Genomic DNA, 20,958 nt, shown 5'->3' with positions numbered 1-20,958 from the left:
AATCATCATTAAGATGTGAAAAAAGCCGATCCGTTATACATCAAGTCCTGTTTCGTTACGTGGGGATTATTTACTATTTTGCGCCAGTGAAGACAATCTTTACAAAAAAGTGATGTGATTTTTAAGAAAATAAGCTAACGTATTTCTTAGAAGACAGGGGGGAAATAAATGAAGAAAAAAAGGGGTATGCGTCTTACGTGCTGTTTGCTGACGGTTTGTTTTATGATGTTCAGCGTGAAAGATGCGGAAGCAATCGGACAAGCAGGATCACTGAATGAAGCTGGAATGGATAAAGCGTATAAAGAACGGCAGACTGAAGACTCCGGCCGTGTCCCGCTCAGAATCATCAGCATGAATGATCTGCACGGAAAAATTGATCAGCAATATGAGCTTGACCTTAACGGAGACGGTAAACCGGATGGCACGTTCGGGCGGATGGACTACGCCGCAGCGTACATTAAAAAGGCGAAAGCCGAGAAAGAACACGCCTTTGTCGTGCATGCGGGCGATATGATCGGGGGCAGCTCTCCCGTGTCAGCCCTTTTTCAGGATGAACCGACAGTAGAATTGATGGAAGACATCGGTTTTGATGTCGGAACTGTCGGCAATCACGAATTCGATGAAGGAACGAATGAGCTTAAACGGATCATCAATGGAGGAGATCATCCGGACGGTAAGGGGACAAGCGGTTATGACGGCCAAAATTTCCCGCTCGTCTGCGCCAACTGTAAACTGAAGTCAGGGGAGTCCTTTCTGCCGCCGTATGAAATTAAATACGTTTCCGGAATTCCGGTCGCATTTATCGGGGTTGTAACCAGATCGGCGGCAGGCATGGTCATCCCGGACGGAATTAAAAATATTACGTTTACGGATGAGGTAAAGGCCGTCAATGAAGCCGCCGCTGACCTGAAGAAAAAAGGAATTAAAGCAATCGCCGTGCTCGCCCATATGTCTGCTGAACAAAATGGCTCAGCGATCACGGGAGAATCCGCAAAGCTTGCAAGCGGAACAGACTCAGAGATTGATGTGATTTTCGCCGCGCACAATCATAAAGTCGTAAACGGAGAAATCGACGGCAAGCTGATCGTGCAGGCATTTGAATACGGAAAAGCAATCGGAATCGCCGATCTTGAACTTGATAAAGAGTCGAAGGATATCGTGAAAAAATCAGCGGAAATCCAATATATCGATCAAAGTAAAATCAAGCCTGACCCGGCTGCGGCAGGCATATTAAGCAAATATGAAGAGAAAGTGAAACCGATTATCAGCGAAGCGGTCGGGGAAGCGGCCCATGATATAACGGGCGGGTATTCAAATGACGGCGACACGGCGCTCGGAAATCTGATTGCCGACGGTATGAAAGAGAAGATGAAATCCGATTTTGCGCTTATGAATGGGGGAGGCATCCGGGACGGCTTAAAAAAAGGGCCGATCACATGGGGAGACCTTTATAATGTACAGCCGTTCGGCAATGTGCTGACGAAGCTTGAAATCAAAGGAAAAGATTTGCGGGAGATCATTAACGCGCAAATTTCTCCGGTGTACGGACCGGATTACAGCATCAGCGGATTTTCCTATACATGGAACCCGGAAACCGGACAAGCGGTTGATATGAAAATGGCGGACGGGACAGACATACAGCCCGAAAAAGGATATACAGTAACAGTCAATCAATTTATGGCGACGGCAGCGGGGGCAAAATACGGTCCGATCGGGAAACTCGGCAAGAATCCGGTGACGGGGCCTGAGGATTTGGAAGCGACAGTAGACTATGTCAAAAGCTTTTCCGCGCCGATTTCTTATCAAACCGACGGCCGAATCCGCACGGCATCAGCCGCCGAAACACCTGATGACACCGGCAATCAGCCGGGAAGCGGGGAAACACCGGGCGGTACCAGGCCTGATAAAGGAGAAAAACCTCAAGCGGAAAAACCCGCTAAAAAACCGGATGCAGCAGAACAGCCTGATCAAACCAAAAAACCTGAACGTCCTGTCGTAGAAGAAACAGCATCTGATACAGTGCAGTCAATTCCCGAATCCCGTCCGGCGTCTGCCGCAAATTCGGAACAAAGCACAAAACAGACTGAAAGCGGCACACAAAAAGGCCGCCCATTGCCTGATACTTCAGCGGGCAGCCATCAGACGGCATTGGCCGGACTGGTGATCACGGGTGCCGGCGTATATTGGCTTTTCAGAAAGAAAAGGGGAACCCGCACACGATGAACAAACTGAAACATATTCCGCTTCTCGTCATCATCGCCGGTATCATCATCACATGTTACGGAAGCTGGAAGATCATTGATTCACATATGAAAACGAACCATTCGCTTGAAGAAGCAAAAAAAGCAACAGAACCTGTCTTGGAAAAGAACGAAACAAAAAGCGCTGTGCTGACACAGCGCAAAAAAGAATTTCACCCCGAAACGGGTGAGGCAAGCGGCATTTTAGAAATCCCTGAAATCGACGCTGAGCTCCCGATCGTCGAAGGGACTGACGCAGATGATTTAGCAAAAGGCGTCGGACATTATAAGGACAGCTATTATCCGGGCGATCACGGCCAAATTGTGTTATCCGGCCACAGGGACACGGTGTTCCGCCGGACCGGCGAACTGAAAAAAGGAGACAGACTGAACGTGATTTTGTCTTACGGCACGTTTTCTTATAAAATCAGCCGTACAAAAATCGTCAGCCGGGATGATACATCTGTCATCACCCTTCAGCACAAGCGGGAGGAACTGATCCTGACCACTTGCTATCCGTTTTCTTACATTGGAAATGCGCCGAAACGATATATTATATATGCCGACCCTGTTTAAGAAAAATACGTTTCGGTAAAATGAGCCAGATCAGCCGGCATCGGCGCCTCGGCAACGATTTCTTCTCCTGAGATCGGATGGACGACACTGACTTTTTTTGCGTGAAGCGCCTGCCTGTGAAACAGCGTCCTGCTTCCGCCGTACAGGTCATCGCCCGCCAACGGATGGCCGATGCTTGCCATATGCACCCTGATTTGATGTGTTCTCCCGGTTTCCAGTTCAAGCTCTGCCAATGTAAGCTGCGCACCGGGATGATAGCCTTTCACTTTGTAATGGGTGACGGCGGCTTGTCCGCCGGGTGAGACGCGCCGTCTGACGGAATGTGACCTGTCGCGGCCGATCGGCGAGTCAACCGTGCCTTTTTTAGGCGTGACTTTTCCTTCCGCCGCGGCGATATAGGTGCGTTTTAATGTTTTGGTTTCGAGCTGACGGTCAAGGATTGCATGGGCCAGGCGGTGTTTCGCGAAAACGACCGCGCCTGACGTGTCACGGTCAAGACGGTGAACGTGGCGCACTTTCGCCTGCTCGCCGTTGATTTGAAAATGGTAAGCGATCAGGTTGCTGAGGGTGCCGGTCTGACCCTCTTCATTTGGATGAGTCGGCATTCCCGCCGGCTTATTTGCAATCAGCATATGATTGTCCTCAAATAAAATGTCCGGCTCTCCGTATTCCGGAGTCACCGAAGAACCCGTTTTTTCCTGAAGATCAATGAATAAGCGATCTCCGGTTTTCAGTATGATGTTGTTTTTCGGGGATGTTCGATTCACCTGAATGCTTTCTTGGTTCATCCATTCCGTAATTACGGGTTTTGACGCCTGGAATTCAGATTTCAGGACTGAAAACAGCCATTGTCCGGCGTGCTTTTCCGTAATCAGGAGTTCCAGACCGCGGTCATTTTGTTTCATATCATAAAGCTCCTTTTCAAGCGGAAAGCGGCTGTTTCAATAGGAAACACTTACCTTAGCTTTCGCGTTTTTTTCTATGCTATTCTTGATAAAGATTAAGGATATTCACATGGCAAGAAAGGTGATTGATGTGAGAATTGTGAACGCAGCGACTGACGGACAAGAAAGCGCGATACAAGAGCTTTCCTCTGAATTGTTTCAAAATGTCTTTCCTCTTTATTTCTCCGAACTGGAAATTCAGCGCTTTAAAAAAAGGGGCGTATTATCATTACAAAACCAACGTTACCAAGGAACTTTAAAAGAAGCGTTTCAAATTATGGCTTGTCTGCAAACGGTACATATCATGCTGTCAAAGCCGCACCCGGTATATGACGTCAAAGAGCGGGCGCTGTTTGATAAAAATTGCGCTTTGCTGAATGAATGCGGAATGAATTTTCCCTTTACCTATGATGCTTTCGAGACAGGGGCCGGATCAGAAGCCTGCGGTACAGAAGGCTGATCTGACGGGTATAAAGAGCCTTTTGACAGGCTCTTTTTTGCTTCCTTGACATGATACCACAATTTCTTTCCTCTAACTCCCTTTATAATGAGACAAATCCCCGAGCATAATAAATGTCGAAAGGGGTGCTTTACAATGAGTTCAATCAAACAATCAATGACTACCCACGTGGCTACCGTTTCTCCCAATCAAACGATTCAGGAAGCGGCTGCGCTGATGCACCAGCATAATGTCGGAGCAATTCCCGTCGTTGACGGAGGGGAATTAAAAGGAATGCTGACAGACCGTGATATCGCATTGAGAACAACGGCTCAAGGCCGCGACGGCCAAACACCTGTTTCACACGTGATGTCTTCTACAGTTGTATCCGGAAACCCGGAAATGAGTCTTGAAGAGGCGTCACATCTGATGGCCCAACACCAAATCCGCCGCCTTCCCATTGTCGATCAAAATCATCTGGTCGGGATCGTTGCGCTTGGAGACTTAGCGGTCGATCAGCGTTCAAATGAGTCTGCGGGAGCAGCTCTTTCCAATATTTCCAGTCAAAACACACAGTAACGGATGAAGAGAGCTTGCACTCATGCAGGCTCTTCTTTCCGTGAGAATGTTACATTTTGAACGCGAAAGAAATTCACGGTATAGTGTATACATAGGTCAGTACGTTTAGCTAAAGGAGCTGTAACCATTGATAAAAGCATTAATCTTTGATTTTGACGGGTTAATTTTAGATACAGAAACCCATGAATATGAAGTGCTGCAGGAAATGTTTGAAGAACACGGTTCAACATTGCCTTTATCCGTCTGGGGAAAGGTGATCGGAACGGCCGCGGGGTTTAAGCCGTTCGCATATTTAGAGGAGCAGCTGGGAAGAAAGCTCGATCATGATGAACTGACGGCGATCAGGCGCGGGCGCTTCGAACAGCGGATGAAGACGGAAACGGCGCGTCCCGGGGTGGAGGCTTATTTAGCCGCGGCAAAAGAATTAGGATTGAAAGTGGGGCTCGCGTCCAGCTCAGATTTTAAATGGGTATCGGGCCATCTGAAGGAATTAGGCCTGTTTGATGAATTTGAAGTGATTCAGACGGCTGACGACGTAGAAGAAGTGAAGCCGAATCCGGAGCTCTATCTGAAAGCTGCGGAACATTTAGGCGTTGAACCATCTGAATGTCTGGCCTTTGAGGATTCGGTCAACGGCTCAATCGCAGCCAAACGGGCCGGCATGAAATGTGTCATCGTCCCGAATAAGGTAACAAGCGCCCTGTTATTTGAAGAATACGATCACAGACTGGAATCGATGGCGGAAATGGAACTTGAATTACTCTTACAGCGATTGAACGATCAAAACGAAACGGCAGGGGGAAGCAGCATTGTCTGAGAAACTTGATCTGACCCGTTTTGAAAAGAAAATGGTCATCCGGAATATGGAAGAGAAAGATATCAACAAAATTATTGAGCTGCAAAAGGATTGTTTTCCGGGGATGGAGCCGTGGGAGCCTGAGCATTTAATCAGCCATCTCGCGCACTTTCCGGAAGGTCAGTTTTGCGCCGAGTATGAAGGGGAAATTATCGGTTCATGCTCAAGCCTGATCATCAATTTCGATGAATATGATGACCGCCACACGTGGCAGGACATTACAGACGACGGTTATATCACGAACCACAACCCGGACGGATTGAATCTGTACGGGATTGAGGTAATGGTTCACCCGGAATACAGACGGATGAAAATCGGACACCGGCTGTATGAGGCGAGAAAAGACTTGGCGAGACGATTGAATCTGAAAAGCATCATTATCGGCGGGCGGATTCCGAATTATCATAAGTATGCGGAAGAAATGACGGCGAGAGCCTATGTCGAACAGGTGACGCGCCATCAGATTTATGATCCGGTGCTTTCTTTCCAGCTGATGAACGGATTTACGCTCATGCGGATCAATCCGAATTATCTCCCGGATGACACCGCGTCCATTAAATATGCGACATTAATGCAATGGAACAATGTCGATTACCTGCCGCAATCGAAGCGCTATTACAAATCGGCATTTCCGGTGCGCATCTGCGTCATTCAATATGAAATGAAAAAGATTTACTCCTTCGAGGAATTTGCCAATCAGGTTGAATATTATGTCGATGTGGCTTCCGATGCGAGATCTGATTTCGCAGTGTTCCCGGAGATTTTCACGACGCAGCTCATGTCTTTCCTCGAGGAGCGTTCTCCGAGTCTGGCCATTCAGAGGATTACCGAATATACCGAGGACTATATCAGCCTCTTTACAGATCTCGCGGTGAAATATAACGTCAACATCATCGGCGGCTCCCACTTCGTTGAAGAAGAGGGGAAAATTTATAACATCGCGTACTTATTCAGACGTGACGGCACGATTGAAAAACAATATAAGCTTCACATTACGCCGAATGAGCGGAAATGGTGGGGCATCAGCGCCGGAGACAGGGTGCGCGTATTTGATACGGACTGCGGAAAGATCGCCATTCAGATCTGTTACGATATCGAATTTCCGGAGCTTGCGAGAATTGCCGCGGATCAAGGGGCGAAAATTATCTTTACGCCGTTCTGCACTGAAGACCGCCAAGGCTACTTGCGCGTAAGGTACTGCTCTCAGGCGCGAGCGGTTGAAAACCAAATTTACACCGTCATCTCAGGTACGGTCGGAAACCTGCCGCAAACAGAAAATATGGATATTCAATACGCGCAGTCAGCCATTTTTGCTCCGTCTGATTTTGAATTTGCCAGAGACGGAATCGTCGGTGAAACGAATCCGAATATCGAAATGGTCGTGATCGGGGACGTGGACCTTGAAATCTTAAGAAGGCAGCGTGAAAACGGAACCGTGCGCCAGCTGAAAGACCGGCGCAAAGACATTTACCGGATTACGCATCTGAAATAAAAAAAACGCCCGCTCCGCTTAAGGGGCGGGTTTTTTTATAAAAACACTTGCACCGGCCCCGGTTTCGGGATATGCTCTTGTAGCCCTTTCGCTTTCTGGGAGAAAGCGTTTTTTTAATTGCCGCCGCTTTATTGACTCGCCCATGCCGCGCCTTTATATTCTTATTAAGAGGAAAACTTCACCAAGAGAATCGGCGTCAGAAGCCGGGCAGCTTTCGATACAGTGCAATGATATTGAAAGGGAGATGAGCGGTGTGGAACATGTACAAAAAAATCAGTCACTCAAACAAAAGGATAAAGAGCTGATTTGGCACGCGATGAAAGGGGCGGAGCCGGATGACAGCATAATCGTCCAAAAAGGGGAAGGCGCCTGGGTTACGGACATTGACGGCAGACGGTATTTGGACGGCATGTCAGGCCTGTGGTGCGTCAATATCGGATACGGCAGAAAGGAACTTGCCGATGCGGCTTACAGCCAATTGAAGGAGCTTCCTTATTATCCGCTGACCCAAAGCCATCAACCCGCGATTGAGCTTGCGGAAAAATTGAATGAATGGCTCGGCGGCGATTATGTAATCTTCTTTTCCAACAGCGGATCGGAAGCAAATGAAACCGCGTTCAAAATTGCCCGCCAATACCACATTGAAAACGGCGATCACAGCCGCTTCAAATTCATCTCCCGGTACAGAGGCTATCACGGCAATACGATGGGGGCGCTCGCCGCTACCGGCCAGGCGCAGAGAAAGTATAAATATGAGCCGCTCTCACAAGGTTTTTTGCACGCGGCGCCGCCTGATCTCTATCGGAATCCCGGCGATGCCGTCACATTGGAAAGCGCGCATGAAATCGACCGGATCATGACGTGGGAGTTAAGCGAAACGATTGCCGGCGTTATTATGGAACCGATTATTACAGGCGGAGGGATACTGATGCCCCCGGACGGGTATATGGCAAAGGTAGAGGACATTTGCCGCCGCCACGGCGCGCTTCTGATCAGTGATGAAGTTATTTGCGGTTTCGGCCGCACGGGAGAGCCGTTCGGATTTCAGCATTACGGCGTTTCACCGGACATCGTCACAATGGCAAAAGGCATTACGAGCGCTTATCTGCCGCTGTCGGCAACGGCAGTAAAACGGGAGATTTTTGAGGCGTATTCGGGCGGTGAGCCGTACGGCCGCTTCCGGCACGTGAATACATTCGGAGGCAATCCGGCAGCCTGCGCCCTGGCCTTGAAAAACCTGCAATTGATGGAGGACGAAAATCTGATCGCCCGCTCCCGGGAGCTTGGAGAAAGGCTGCTCCGTGAGCTTGAGCCGCTCAGAGAACATCCGGCGGTCGGAGATGTACGGGGCAAGGGCCTTCTTGCCGGCATTGAGCTCGTCAAGGACAAAGTCACGAAGGAACCCGCTGATGCCGCCCTTGTGCAGCACGTCATCACCGCGTGCAGAGAAAAAGGCCTGCTTGTCGGGAAAAATGGCGATACTGTAGCGGGATATAATAATGTCATTCAGCTGTCTCCGCCTTTTTGCCTGTCGGACGAGGAGCTCTCTTTCATCATTTCGACCGTCAAGGAAAGCGTGCTGAGCATTGATTTTTAATGTAAAGGAGTAAAACATGAGTTTTCACAACCAGCAGATTCTACCGGCAATCCGGAACATGAAGCAATTCGATGCATTTTTAGAAAGTCCGTTCTTATACGGCGTCATTTTAGATATCCACCTCGGTCAATTAAAAGGTGTCGTGAATGAAGCGAAAAAACACGGAAAACTTCTGATGGTTCACGTCGATTTAATCCACGGCATTAAGCATGATGAATACGGTGCGGAGTTCATTTGCCAGGATATCCGGCCCGCGGGCATCATTTCGACGAGATCATCAGTCATCGTCAAAGCGAAACAAAAGAAAATATACGCGATCCAGCGTCTGTTTCTCTTAGATACGAGCGCCATGGAGAAAAGCATGGAATTCGTCGGAAAGCATAAGCCTGACTTTATCGAGGTTCTCCCGGGCATCGTTCCGACTTTAATCAGAGAAATTAAAGAAATGACGGGGATTCCGATTTTTGCCGGCGGCTTCATCCGCACGGAGCAGGACGTTGAAAACGCCTTGCAGGCAGGAGCCACGGCCGTGACGACTTCAGACACCGACCTATGGGCTAAATATGAACATTCTATGACAAAAAAAGATTGACACCGCTTACACCCATTGTTACAATAGACCTAGGTTAATACTATGTGATGGAGACCCGGAGACCCACAACAGCTCTTTACGGAAGCAATAAAGCGTAAAGCGGTTTGTTGTGGGTTTTTTATTCTCTATAACTCTGTCAAACCTGCTATTATGTCATTTAGGAGGAATGATGATGACAGCATTTTGGGGAGAAGTAATCGGTACAATGCTGCTTGTTATTTTCGGCGGCGGCGTTTGTGCGGGAGTCAATTTAAAGAAATCGCTTTCATACCAATCCGGATGGATTGTTATTGTATTCGGCTGGGGATTGGGAGTAGCCATGGCGGCATATGCCGTCGGCAGCATCAGCGGCGCCCACTTGAATCCGGCTTTAACGATAGGCCTTGCGCTTGAAGGCAGCTTTCCTTGGAAAGAGGTCCCTGTTTATATTGCAGGACAGATGATCGGAGCAATGATCGGTGCGGTTGTTGTGTACCTTCATTATCTGCCGCATTGGAAGGCGACGGATGATCCGGCCGCTAAACTGGGCGTTTTCTCGACCGGCCCGAGTATTCCTCATACATTTGGGAATATGATAAGTGAAGTCATTGGTACGTTTGTGCTTGTGCTCGGCATTTTGGCAATCGGAGCGAATGAATTTACAAAAGGGCTGAACCCGCTGATTGTCGGATTCCTCATCGTTGCCATCGGGATTTCTCTTGGAGGGACGACCGGATATGCGATCAACCCTGCGCGGGATTTGGGGCCGAGAATCGCTCACGCCTTTTTGCCGATTCCGAAAAAAGGGCCGTCAAATTGGAAATATGCCTGGATTCCCGTAATCGGTCCGATCATGGGCGGTGCGTTCGGCGGCGTATTTTACAATGCCGCGTTTAAAGGAAATGTGACACCTAGCTTTTGGTTTGTAAGCGTTATAATGGTTGTAGTGCTTTTCATACTCTATATTTATACCAAGAAATCTCAATCACAGAAAACATTATCAAATTCTGAATATATTTAAAAAGGAGAGCGGCATCATGGAGACCTATATTTTATCAATTGACCAAGGCACAACAAGTTCAAGAGCGATTCTTTTTAATAAAGAAGGAAAAATCGTGCATTCCGCTCAAAAGGAATTCACACAGCATTTCCCTCAGCCGGGCTGGGTGGAGCACAATGCGAACGAAATTTGGGGATCGGTGCTCGCCGTTATCGCGACTGTGATCTCCGAGTCCGGAATCAGCGCTGATCAAATTGCCGGTATCGGCATCACGAACCAAAGGGAAACGACGGTCGTATGGGATAAAGATACCGGAAAGCCGGTATACAATGCGATTGTCTGGCAATCGAGACAAACATCCGGCATTTGCGAAGAGCTTCGTGAAAAAGGATATAATGATACATTCAGAGAAAAAACGGGACTTTTGATCGACCCTTATTTCTCAGGAACGAAAGTCAAATGGATTCTTGACAATGTAGAAGGCGCGCGGGAAAAAGCGGAAAACGGAAGTCTTCTGTTCGGAACGATTGATTCATGGCTCATCTGGAAAATGTCCGGAGGGGCGGCGCACGTAACGGATTATTCCAACGCTTCAAGAACGCTGATGTTTAATATACATGAATTAAAATGGGATGACGAGCTGCTTGATATTTTAGGCGTGCCGAAATCAATGCTGCCGGAAGTGAAACCGTCTTCTCATGTGTACGCGAAAACGGTTGATTATCATTTCTTCGGTAAAAACATTCCGATTGCGGGAGCGGCCGGAGACCAGCAGTCTGCGCTGTTCGGTCAGGCGTGCTTTGAAGAAGGCATGGGGAAAAACACATACGGCACAGGCTGCTTTATGCTGATGAATACCGGAGAAAAAGCCATCACTTCTGATCACGGCCTTCTGACGACAATCGCCTGGGGATTAGACGGAAAAGTCGAGTATGCACTGGAAGGAAGCATCTTTGTCGCAGGTTCTGCCATCCAATGGCTGAGAGACGGCATGCGGATGTTCCAAGATTCAAAAGAAAGCGAGACATACGCAGAGCGTGTGGATTCCGCTGACGGTGTTTATGTCGTGCCCGCTTTCGTCGGATTAGGCACACCGTACTGGGACAGTGACGTGCGCGGCTCAGTTTTCGGCCTGACACGCGGAACGACGAAGGAGCATTTTATCCGGGCTACGCTTGAATCTCTCGCTTATCAGGCGAAAGATGTGCTTGATGCCATGGAGGCTGATTCAGGCATCTCTTTAAAAACATTGCGTGTAGACGGCGGAGCGGTAAAAAATAACTTCCTCATGCAGTTCCAAAGCGACTTGCTTGATGTGCCGGTCGAACGTCCGGAAATTAATGAAACGACGGCGCTCGGTGCTGCGTATTTGGCCGGAATCGCTGTCGGCTACTGGAAGGACAGCACTGAAATCGCTGATCAATGGAACCTTGATAAGCAATTCAAACCGGAAATGGAAGATGAAAAACGCGATGAATTGTACGGCGGATGGAAAAAAGCAGTAAATGCAGCTATGGCTTTTAAATAAGATAAAAATGTGGTATACTGAAAACAAGTTAATAGGAACGGTCCTGAGATGAGGAGAGACCACAGCACCAAAGTGATGACATGCGCTTTGGCTGTTGTGGTCTCTTTTTCTATACCGTGACAACAAGGAGGAAACGTAATGATGAATCACCAATTTTCAAGTTTGGAACGGGATCATATGCTGGAAGACATGACTAAAAAAACATACGATCTGTTTATTATAGGCGGAGGTATTACGGGTGCCGGTACGGCGCTTGACGCTGCTTCAAGGGGAATGAAAGTCGCTTTGAGCGAAATGCAGGATTTTGCGGCCGGCACATCAAGCCGATCCACAAAGCTTGTCCACGGCGGTTTGCGTTATCTGAAGCAATTTGAAGTCAAAATGGTTGCAGAAGTCGGTAAGGAACGTGCCATCGTGTACGAAAACGGCCCGCACGTCACGACGCCGGAATGGATGCTGCTGCCGTTTCATAAAGGCGGCACGTTCGGTTCATTCTCTACTTCCATCGGCCTGCGTGTGTATGACTATTTAGCGGGAGTAAAAAAATCAGAGCGCAGAAGCATGCTGTCTGCTAAAGAAACGCTGCAAAAAGAGCCGCTCGTCAAAAAAGACGGCTTAAAAGGCGGAGGCTATTATGTAGAGTACCGGACGGACGATGCGAGACTGACGATTGAAGTCATGAAAGAAGCCGTTAAATTCGGTGCGGAGCCTGTCAACTATTCTAAAGTGAAAGAACTGCTTTATGAAAAAGGAAAAGTTGTCGGCGTTTTAATTGAAGATCTGCTGTCAGGCAAGGAATACAAAGTTTACGCCAAAAAAATCGTCAATGCGACAGGTCCGTGGGTCGACGAGCTGAGAGAAAAAGACCACAGCAAAAGCGGAAAACATCTTCAGCACACAAAAGGGGTCCATCTCGTATTCGACCAATCCGTATTCCCGCTTAAACAGGCGGTGTACTTTGATACGCCGGACGGCCGGATGGTGTTCGCCATTCCGCGTGAAGGAAAAACATACGTGGGTACGACCGATACGGTTTACAAACAAAAACTTGAGCACCCGCGGATGACGGTGCAGGATCGCGATTATGTCGTCAGCTCCATCAATTATATGTTCCCGGAACTGAACATTACGGCGGACGATATTGAATCAAGCTGGGCCGGCCTCAGACCGCTTATTCACGAAGAAGGGAAAGACCCGTCTGAGATCTCCCGTAAAGATGAAATCTGGACATCTCAATCAGGCCTGATTACGATCGCCGGAGGAAAACTGACGGGCTACCGTAAAATGGCTGAGCACATTGTCGATCTTGTCCGCGACCGCTTGAAAGAAGAGGGCGGCCAGGACTTCGGCGGCTGCAAGACGAAGACGATGCCGATTTCCGGCGGACATGTCGGCGGCTCTAAAAACTTCGAGTCATTTGTGGAAGCAAAGACAAAAGACGGCTTGAAAATCGGTTTATCACAGGAAACCGCTAAGCAGTTAGCCATCAGATACGGCTCTAACGTTGAAAATGTATTCAGCCGGATTGAAGGTCTGAAAGACGAAGCGGAAAAACGCCAGATTCCGGTTCACATTCTGGCGGAAGCGGCTTACAGCATCGAAGAAGAAATGGCTGCGACACCTGCCGATTTCTTCGTCCGCAGAACGGGAAGACTGTTCTTCGACATCAAATGGGTGCAAACGTATAAAACAGCCGTGATTGATTACATGAGCGACCGATTCCAATGGAATGACGAAACGAAAGAAAAACACACTGAGTGGTTAAATACGCTGCTGCACGACGCGGTTGTTCCGCTCGAACAATAATAACCGGAGGGCTGTGCCGAAAAGGCATGAGCCCTTCTTTTATCTTTTTACATAAAGCATTTGGTTAAGTTATCAAGTGACACGGGCAGCCGCTTCATATTAAAATATGGTCATAAGCTGAAATTATAGGAGGACGAACATGAGTTGGAGTAAGAGTTACGAACGCTGGAATCAGGCCGAACAATTAGATTCAGAATTGAAAAAATTATTGGCGGACGCAGAAGGAAACGAGCAGCTGCTGGAAGATTTTTTCTACAAAAATCTTGAGTTCGGAACAGGAGGCATGAGAGGAGAAATCGGGCCGGGTACGAACAGGATGAATATTTACACGGTCCGCAAAGCATCCGCCGGACTTGCGGCGTATATCGCGAAACAGGGGGAAGACGCGAAAAAAAGAGGGGTTGCGATCGCATACGACTCCCGTCATAAATCTCCTGAGTTTGCGATGGAAGCTGCAAAAACCCTTGCTTCCCAAGGCATTCAAACATACGTATTTGATGAGCTCCGCCCGACGCCTGAGCTGTCTTTTGCGGTGAGAAAGCTGAACGCTTATGCCGGTATCGTCGTGACGGCCAGCCATAACCCGCCTGAATATAACGGATATAAAGTGTATGGCGATGACGGCGCACAGCTGCCGCCGAAAGAAGCGGACATCGTCATTGCGGAAGTGAATGCCATAGAAAATGAATTAACGATTCAAGTTGAAGATGAACAGTCGCTGAAAGAAAAAGGTTTGATTAAAATAATCGGTGAAGAAATTGATAAACCATATACTGAAAAACTGACTTCCATCTCCGTACATCCCGAGCTTTCGGATGAAGTGGATGTCAGCGTCGTGTTCACTCCGCTGCACGGCACGGCAAATAAACCGGTGCGCCGCGGTCTCGAAGCACTCGGTTACAAAAACGTCACCGTCGTAAAGGAGCAAGAGCTGCCGGACCCGGATTTTTCAACCGTCAAATCGCCGAATCCGGAAGAGCACGCGGCATTCGAATATGCCATTAAGCTCGGAGAAGAACAAAATGCCGATATTCTTGTCGCTACGGACCCGGATGCCGACCGTCTCGGCATTGCGGTAAAAAACAGCGAAGGCAAGTACACAGTGCTGACGGGAAACCAGACAGGCGCGCTTTTATTGCATTACCTGCTTTCCGAGAAGAAAAAACAGGGCGCCCTTCCTGAAAACGGTGTCGTCATGAAAACGATTGTCACGAGCGAATTGGGCCGCGCCGTCGCTTCATCGTTCGGATTAGATACGGTTGACACACTGACAGGCTTCAAATTTATCGGTGAAAAGATCAAAGAATATGAAAAATCAGGCCAATACACGTTCCAGTTCGGGTATGAAGAAAGCTACGGCTACTTAATCGGCGATTTCGCGCGTGACAAAGACGCGATACAGGCTGCACTGTTAGCCGTCGAGGTATGCGCCTTTTATAAAAAGCAGGGCATGTCGCTTTATGACGCGCTGCTGTCCATTTTTAAAGAATACGGTTATTACCGTGAAGGCTTGAAGTCATTGACGTTAAAAGGAAAACAGGGAGCAGAGCAGATTTCCGCTATCCTGACTTCCTTCCGAAACGATCCGCCGAAGCAGATGGCCGGAAAACAAATCACGCAGGCTGAAGACTATTCAACGGGAAAACGGACTGTATTTGCCGATCATCATGAAGAAGATATTGATCTGCCGAAGTCAAATGTCCTGAAATATTTCCTTGAAGACGGCTCTTGGTTCTGCCTTCGTCCATCGGGAACGGAGCCGAAAGTGAAGTTCTATTTCGCCGTGAAGGGAACTTCTTTACAAGACAGCGAACAGCGTCTTGCCGCATTATCTGAAGCTGTCATGAAAACGGTGGATGGCATAGTGGAAAAAACGAAATAAACAACAAACCGCCGGAAGCGACATCCGGCGGTTTTTTTATACGCCTCATCCGAAAGTATGAGGAAAATTCATGCTGAAAACAAAGGAATATACAGAAAAGAATTGATATAATATGGATAATTCTGATTGGCCGGAGTGAGGGAAATTGACGAAAACGACGGTAGAAACGTTAAAAACGTTAAAAGCGATTGCGGAAACCTTAAACCAAAGCCACGATTTAAAGGAAGCGCTTGATAAAGTGCTTCGCGAACTGCTCAGCCTGACCGGGCTGCAGACAGGGTGGATTTTTCTGATTGAGCCGGACGGATCTTATACGCTCGCCGCATCCGCTTATTTACCGCCGGCTCTCGGTCAGCGGGAAAATGCACTCATGTGCAGCGGGGAATGCTATTGTCTGACCAAATTCAGCAATGGCGGATTGACAAAGGCCGTAAACATAATGAATTGTAAACGGATTGAATTTGCGGAACAGACGACGAACTGCCGCGATACGGAGGGCATTACCCATCATGCGACCGTACCGCTTGAGGACGGCGGCCGGAAGTTCGGTTTATTAAACGTCGCCGCAAGCGAAAAGACATTTTTCAACGAAGAAGAATTGCATCTGCTTGAAGCGGTTGCATTTCAAATCGGAACGGCGATTCAGCGGATGAAATTGGCCGAATTTGAGCAGCAGAACGCCCTGTTGATGGAACGAAGCAGACTTGCGCAAGAGCTGCATGATTCCGTCAATCAGATGCTGTTTTCTGTCAGCTTAACGGCAAAAGCCGCAAAGAGCTTTACAGATGATGATCGGCTCCGGCAGATGATTACGTTTATTCAAGAGCTGTCTCAGGATGCGCTAACAGAAATGAGGGCGCTTATTTGGCAGCTGAAGCCGGAAAGTTTGACGAAAGGGCTGTATGCGTCGATCAAAAGCTATGCCGCTCTTATCGGCCTGGAAGCCGTTTGTGAAATGGAGGATGAGCTGGAGCTTACAGATGAACAGGAACACGCGCTTTGGCGGATCGCCCAGGAAGCCTTGAATAACTGTAAAAAGCATGCGGGAACGGACCGGGTTATCATTTCCGCCGTCAAAAAGCCGGATTGCGCAGAGCTTCATATTAGCGACCGTGGAGCGGGCTTCAGCGCTGATGCGCATGCTGTGCTCCCATCGCTCGGCGTGGCCGGCATGAAAGCGCGGGCTGAAGCAATCGGCGGCCGCTTTACACTGCAATCTGAGCTTGGCGCCGGAACGATTGTCTCCGTTCGGCTTCCGTTTCGGGACAGGAGGTCTGATTGATGAAAATTGTGATTGCTGATGATCATCACGTTGTCCGCAAAGGACTGCGCTATTTCTTCGCCACTCAGGAAGACATTGAAGTTGTCGGTGAGGCGTCCACCGGTGCTGAAGCGCTTCAGCAAGCTGAAAAGACGGAGCCGGACATCATTCTGATGGATTTATCAATGCCTGATATGGACGGCATAGAAGCGGCAAAAATTGCGGCGGAACGATTCCCGGACATCAGTATCGTCGTTTTGACGAGCTATTCTGATCAGGAGCATGTCATTCCCGCCCTTAAAGCCGGCGCAAAAGCGTATCAGCTGAAAGACGCCCAGCCCGATGATTTAGTGAAAACGCTCCGGGAAGTGTATTCCGGACGTTACCGGCTGTCGGCGGATATTGTGCCTCACGTGCTGACCCATATGGTTCAGGATGATCAGGATAAGGAAAAATATGATCAGCTGACCCCTCGTGAAAAAGATGTTCTTCAAGAAATAGCCAAAGGAAAAAGCAATAAGGAAATTGCGGCGGCACTGTTTATTTCAGAAAAAACAGTGAAGACCCACGTGTCCAACCTGCTGTCAAAGCTGAATCTTTCCGATCGGACGCAGGCGGCATTGTATGCGGTAAAATATAATGTTTTTGGAAAGGCGGTAAAATCATGAGCATATTAGTGATCAGCGGAACACCGAGAAAAAACGGGCGGACTAGAATTGCCGCTTCTTATATAAGAGATCGGTTTCATACCGATTTTATTGATTTGAGCGAAAGTGAACTGCCGCTTTATAACGGTGAAGAAGAACAGAACGAGCTGCCTGCAGTGCAAGAGTTAAGGCGGCAGGTGAAAAAGTCGGCGGCCGTCGTCTTATTATCTCCCGAGTATCACAGCGGCATGAGCGGCGCTTTAAAAAACGCCATCGATTTTTTAAGCAGCGATCACTGGGCATACAAACCGGTGGCAATCATTGCCGCGGCGGGCGGAGGAAAAGGAGGCATGAACGCGCTGGCGAATATGCGGACGGTCATGCGGGGCGTTTATGCAAATGTCATCCCGAAACAGCTGGTCTTAGACCCGATTCACATTGACATGGAGCGCCGGACCGTATCTGAGGATATGGCGGTCAGCCTGAAAGAGATGATTGAAGAGCTGAATATGTTCACAAACACAAGAAATCCCGGCGTCTGACGCCGGGATTGTTTTATGTTAGCATGGCTAATTGATCTTCATAAGCGAGCTCTGTCGCATGATCAATATACCCGAGAAGAGAATACAGCTCTTTTTCAAGCACCGCATGATCATATTCGAAATGATACGCGTGCAGAAAGTGCTCAATACGCTTTGATAATAAATCATCTTTTGTACGAACCATCAAAATTAACAAATTGTCCCATTGAGACCGGTGTGTGTAATACAAGGCTTTGTCATAATCGGCATGATCCATCTAACGCTTCTCCTTTCAATGAGAAGTTCTCCGTTAGTTTATGCCGTCGAAGACCGATGCAACGGGGGAAAAGTTGGTGGCCTTATCACTGCGGCATAGCAATATGAGGGAGACATAAAATAAAACCGCATATCCGTCTCTTCTTTGGACACGCTAAGATTGACAAAAAACGACTCAGGAGAACATAAAGATGAAATCCCTTCCATTTGCGCTTGCCCTCTTGTTTTGCGGCATTCTCATTGCCTCTATCGCTGAAAAAGGGCATACAGAACACCTTGATCCATCAGTTGAAAAATGGGAGCAGCTCGCATGGAACCAGCTTGAACGTGAATACAAGGGGGCCGAGCTTACCGATTATTCGTACATGGGCCGTACAAAAGTGAACCGGGAGCAGACGAAAGATGTGTTTCGCGTAACGGTGCAAACAGCAAAAGAAACGTTTTCATCCCGTGCTGAAGTGTATTTCCATCCGGTGACAAAACATGTGATCAGCATTAATATTTTCAGACTGTAAAAAAAGCTGCACAGCCTAATTGAGGCCGTACAGCTTGTCAGATATCAGAAGAAACGTTTTGCGCCGAGGTAGCGCTGTTTCCAATAGGAATTGTTCATGCTGGAAATAACGACACCCGAATCGTTGGCATTAATAAACTGGCCGTTCCCGAGATAAATACCGACGTGGGAAGGTCCGGCTTTATAAGTTGAGAAAAAGACAAAGTCACCGACAGCCGGCTGGCTGACTGATGTCATCGTATTCCAGTAGCCTGCGGCTGAAAGTCTGGATACAGAAGTGACCTTATTGAGAACGTAATAAATGAAACCGCTGCAGTCAAAGCCTCTCGGCGTTGTCCCGCCCCATACATACGGTACGCCCAGCTGAGCTTTTGCGGCATCGATCATTACATTAATCTTCGCGCTTGTTGAACCTGTGCCGCCTGTGTTGCCGGACTGATTCGGTGTCGTGTTTGTCTGCTGCCCGGTAATCGTCAGCTTTTGTCCAATTTGAAGAACATCTGTTTTCAGATTGTTTTTCTCGCGGATCTGCTGGGCGGTCACATTGAACTTTTGGGCGATCACCCATAAAGAATCCCCGCTTTTCACGGTATATGTAGTGGTTTTCCCTGTATCTCCGGACTGGTTCGGAGTTGACGGTGAAGAGCCGGAAGATGACGTTTTGGTCAGCTTAAGCACTTGTCCGACCCGCAGCATGTCTGACGTCAGTTTGTTGATGCTTCTGATTTGCTGAACCGTCATATTGTATGCGTTTGCGATTTTCCAGAGTGAGTCTCCGCTTTTTACTGTATAAGAGGACGTTTGCGTCTGGTTTTTATTTTGGTTTGAATTGTCTTTTGACGGCGTGTTTCCCGAAGAAGACGTTCCTTTTGTTTTCAGGACTTGGTTTACGTAGATCGTATCCGTTTTTAAGTTGTTTAATACTTTAAGTTCCGCAATGGTCATATTGACGCTGTTTGCGATCTTCCATAGTGAATCGCCGAGTTTGACTTTATACGTCCCGGAAGATGATGACTGATTTTTGCTGCTGTTTGAGCTGCTGCCCGGCGTGGTTTTTTTCTGATCGGTGCTTGAGGAAACTTTCCCCGTCACTTGCAGCTTCTGTCCGGCGCGGATTAAGTCGCTTGTCAGACCGTTCAATTTTTTCAGTTCCTGTACGGACATTTTAAAATCAGATGCGATCAGCCACAGCGAGTCGCCGCTTTTCACTGTATAGACACTTTTAGTCGTGCCGCTGTTCTTTGAAGATGGCTTTTTGCTGCCGGAATCTGATTTGCCGTTAGGAATGTTGAGCGTCTGCCCGATAGAAATAACGGTGGATTTTAGATGATTCGCTGATGTAATGGCATCCACGCTCGTATTGTAGTTTTGGGCAAGCTTCCATAATGAATCTCCGCTTTTAACCTTAATCGTTTGTGCTTCTGCCGGTGTTACAGCTAACGCAGACCCGACGATCGCAGATGCAGTCAAACCGACCGCTACCTTTTTTTTCATAATGAATCTCCCTTTTCCTGCGATGATTTTACTATCCCCATTCGTTGCAGCCGCAAGGTGAGGATATCAGTAATGATAATCTTTATATCGGCACTTGTCTGCAATCGTTTATCATATTAATAGAAATAGTCCTTTTTTCTTATGCCGGCATAAAAAAAGAAGGAATGCGGGCATTCCTTCAGCTTCTGAGCAGTCTCATAATCTCCTCTTTGTTTTTGACCAGATCCCTTAACGTATATTTGTCTAAAACGGCCAGGTAAGCTTGCAGGGCTTCATTCAGAAGGTTCTTTAAGTTGCAGGCGGGAGATATGATACAGAGATTTTTTTGGGAGTCAAAGCATTCTACGATGTTAAAGTCGTCTTCTGTATTTCGAACGACTTCTCCAATGTTTATGTCTTCCGGTGTCATTCCTAATCGGATTCCGCCTCCCCGGCCCCGGATCGTTTCGACATACCCGAGCTGGCCGAGGCGGTAAATGACTTTCATGAGGTGGTTTTTAGAGATGGAATAAGTATCTGCGATTTCTTTTATGTTGGAAAGTTCGTCGGAATGTCTGGAAGCCAAAAAAATCAAAACGCGTAAAGAATAATCGGTATAGTTCGTTAATTTCATAGAATGACCTCGAAAAAAGAGATTTTGCTTCTGTTACAGTCTATCATATATGAATCTAAAATGAAAAAAAAGGAATTTGCCCCCTTAACTCAAAAAAAAAAACGTGCGCTCCTTCTGAGCGC

At 47.9% G+C, this 20,958-nt stretch carries 20 protein-coding genes; 16 read left to right on the top strand and 4 right to left on the bottom strand.

The window, feature by feature from the left end; translation table 11 throughout:
• Positions 1–168 precede the first annotated feature (168 nt).
• Both ABK447_RS15850 and ABK447_RS15845 read left to right on the top strand, forming a co-directional pair.
• Positions 169–2,223, top strand: a complete 2,055-nt coding sequence (locus ABK447_RS15850) for a 5'-nucleotidase C-terminal domain-containing protein (protein ID WP_100001322.1) — start codon at positions 169–171, stop codon at positions 2,221–2,223.
• Complete coding sequence (locus ABK447_RS15845; RefSeq protein WP_039062837.1) at positions 2,220–2,816, top strand: class D sortase; 597 nt, start codon at positions 2,220–2,222, stop codon at positions 2,814–2,816. The genes ABK447_RS15850 and ABK447_RS15845 overlap by 4 nt, the downstream gene beginning before the upstream one ends.
• Here ABK447_RS15845 and ABK447_RS15840 read toward each other — a convergent pair.
• The gene (locus ABK447_RS15840; RefSeq protein WP_007408447.1) at positions 2,813–3,721 is read right to left on the bottom strand and encodes an RluA family pseudouridine synthase; all 909 of its coding nucleotides are present in this window, start codon (positions 3,719–3,721) and stop codon (positions 2,813–2,815) included. The two genes, ABK447_RS15845 and ABK447_RS15840, sit on opposite strands and share 4 nt — an antisense overlap.
• A 109-nt stretch (positions 3,722–3,830) precedes the next feature.
• On the opposite strand from ABK447_RS15840, the gene ABK447_RS15835 reads away from it, so the two are divergent.
• The 13 genes from ABK447_RS15835 (at position 3,831) to ABK447_RS15775 (ending at position 17,960) form a co-directional block, all read left to right on the top strand.
• Positions 3,831–4,220, top strand: coding sequence for a DUF5365 family protein (locus ABK447_RS15835; RefSeq protein WP_032871063.1), 390 nt, complete (start codon positions 3,831–3,833; stop codon positions 4,218–4,220).
• 135 nt (positions 4,221–4,355) lie between these two features.
• Positions 4,356–4,778 (top strand): CBS domain-containing protein, encoded by a 423-nt coding sequence (locus ABK447_RS15830; RefSeq protein ID WP_007610283.1) that lies wholly within the window; start codon positions 4,356–4,358, stop codon positions 4,776–4,778.
• A 127-nt stretch (positions 4,779–4,905) separates the two neighbouring features.
• On the top strand, positions 4,906–5,595 hold the full coding sequence (locus ABK447_RS15825) for an HAD family hydrolase (RefSeq protein ID WP_007408450.1): 690 nt from the start codon (positions 4,906–4,908) through the stop codon (positions 5,593–5,595).
• On the top strand, positions 5,588–7,126 hold the full coding sequence (locus ABK447_RS15820; RefSeq protein WP_007408451.1) for a bifunctional GNAT family N-acetyltransferase/carbon-nitrogen hydrolase family protein: 1,539 nt from the start codon (positions 5,588–5,590) through the stop codon (positions 7,124–7,126). Before ABK447_RS15825 ends, ABK447_RS15820 begins: the two co-directional genes overlap by 8 nt.
• 244 nt (positions 7,127–7,370) lie before the next feature.
• Positions 7,371–8,723 (top strand): aspartate aminotransferase family protein, encoded by a 1,353-nt coding sequence (locus ABK447_RS15815; protein WP_088056574.1) that lies wholly within the window; start codon positions 7,371–7,373, stop codon positions 8,721–8,723.
• Positions 8,724–8,739: 16 nt separating this feature from the next.
• Entirely contained in the window at positions 8,740–9,315 is a 576-nt protein-coding gene (locus ABK447_RS15810) for a glycerol-3-phosphate responsive antiterminator (protein ID WP_007409286.1), read from the top strand.
• Positions 9,316–9,487: 172 nt separating this feature from the next.
• The gene (locus tag ABK447_RS15805; protein WP_015239469.1) at positions 9,488–10,315 is read left to right on the top strand and encodes an MIP/aquaporin family protein; all 828 of its coding nucleotides are present in this window, start codon (positions 9,488–9,490) and stop codon (positions 10,313–10,315) included.
• Positions 10,316–10,331: 16 nt separating this feature from the next.
• Positions 10,332–11,822 carry a glycerol kinase GlpK gene (glpK, locus tag ABK447_RS15800; RefSeq protein WP_007409284.1) on the top strand — a complete coding sequence of 497 codons (1,491 nt, stop codon included), beginning with the start codon at positions 10,332–10,334 and terminating at the stop codon, positions 11,820–11,822.
• A 138-nt stretch (positions 11,823–11,960) separates the two neighbouring features.
• Positions 11,961–13,628 (top strand): glycerol-3-phosphate dehydrogenase, encoded by a 1,668-nt coding sequence (gene glpD, locus ABK447_RS15795; protein WP_003155341.1) that lies wholly within the window; start codon positions 11,961–11,963, stop codon positions 13,626–13,628.
• Between the two features lie 139 nt (positions 13,629–13,767).
• The gene (locus ABK447_RS15790; protein WP_039062836.1) at positions 13,768–15,510 is read left to right on the top strand and encodes a phospho-sugar mutase; all 1,743 of its coding nucleotides are present in this window, start codon (positions 13,768–13,770) and stop codon (positions 15,508–15,510) included.
• Positions 15,511–15,655: 145 nt separating this feature from the next.
• A complete protein-coding gene (locus ABK447_RS15785) occupies positions 15,656–16,792 on the top strand; it encodes a GAF domain-containing sensor histidine kinase (RefSeq protein ID WP_014417287.1) in 1,137 nt (378 codons plus the stop codon).
• On the top strand, positions 16,792–17,439 hold the full coding sequence (locus ABK447_RS15780; protein ID WP_020955565.1) for a response regulator: 648 nt from the start codon (positions 16,792–16,794) through the stop codon (positions 17,437–17,439). The genes ABK447_RS15785 and ABK447_RS15780 overlap by 1 nt, the downstream gene beginning before the upstream one ends.
• Positions 17,436–17,960 carry an NADPH-dependent FMN reductase gene (locus ABK447_RS15775; protein WP_039252202.1) on the top strand — a complete coding sequence of 175 codons (525 nt, stop codon included), beginning with the start codon at positions 17,436–17,438 and terminating at the stop codon, positions 17,958–17,960. Before ABK447_RS15780 ends, ABK447_RS15775 begins: the two co-directional genes overlap by 4 nt.
• Before the next feature lie 13 nt (positions 17,961–17,973).
• Here ABK447_RS15775 and ABK447_RS15770 read toward each other — a convergent pair whose 3' ends face one another.
• The gene (locus ABK447_RS15770) at positions 17,974–18,216 is read right to left on the bottom strand and encodes a YhdB family protein (protein ID WP_003155335.1); all 243 of its coding nucleotides are present in this window, start codon (positions 18,214–18,216) and stop codon (positions 17,974–17,976) included.
• Between the two features lie 190 nt (positions 18,217–18,406).
• Here ABK447_RS15770 and ABK447_RS15765 point away from each other — a divergent pair, with 190 nt between their 5' ends.
• Positions 18,407–18,730 (top strand): DUF3889 domain-containing protein, encoded by a 324-nt coding sequence (locus ABK447_RS15765; protein ID WP_003155332.1) that lies wholly within the window; start codon positions 18,407–18,409, stop codon positions 18,728–18,730.
• A gap of 44 nt (positions 18,731–18,774) precedes the next feature.
• On the opposite strand, the gene ABK447_RS15760 is transcribed toward ABK447_RS15765, so the two are convergent.
• Positions 18,775–20,223, bottom strand: coding sequence for a LysM peptidoglycan-binding domain-containing protein (locus ABK447_RS15760; RefSeq protein ID WP_100001325.1), 1,449 nt, complete (start codon positions 20,221–20,223; stop codon positions 18,775–18,777).
• 178 nt (positions 20,224–20,401) lie between these two features.
• On the bottom strand, positions 20,402–20,836 hold the full coding sequence (gene nsrR / locus ABK447_RS15755) for a nitric oxide-sensing transcriptional repressor NsrR (protein ID WP_007409277.1): 435 nt from the start codon (positions 20,834–20,836) through the stop codon (positions 20,402–20,404).
• Between the last annotated feature and the right edge of the window lie 122 nt (positions 20,837–20,958).

The organism is Bacillus sp. hwrm1 (genome assembly GCF_040207805.1).
In the GTDB taxonomy this organism is placed as follows: Bacteria; Bacillota; Bacilli; order Bacillales; family Bacillaceae; genus Bacillus; species Bacillus velezensis.
Note: the sequence above shows the minus strand (reverse complement) of the source record. Positions and strands in the feature narration are given on the sequence as shown.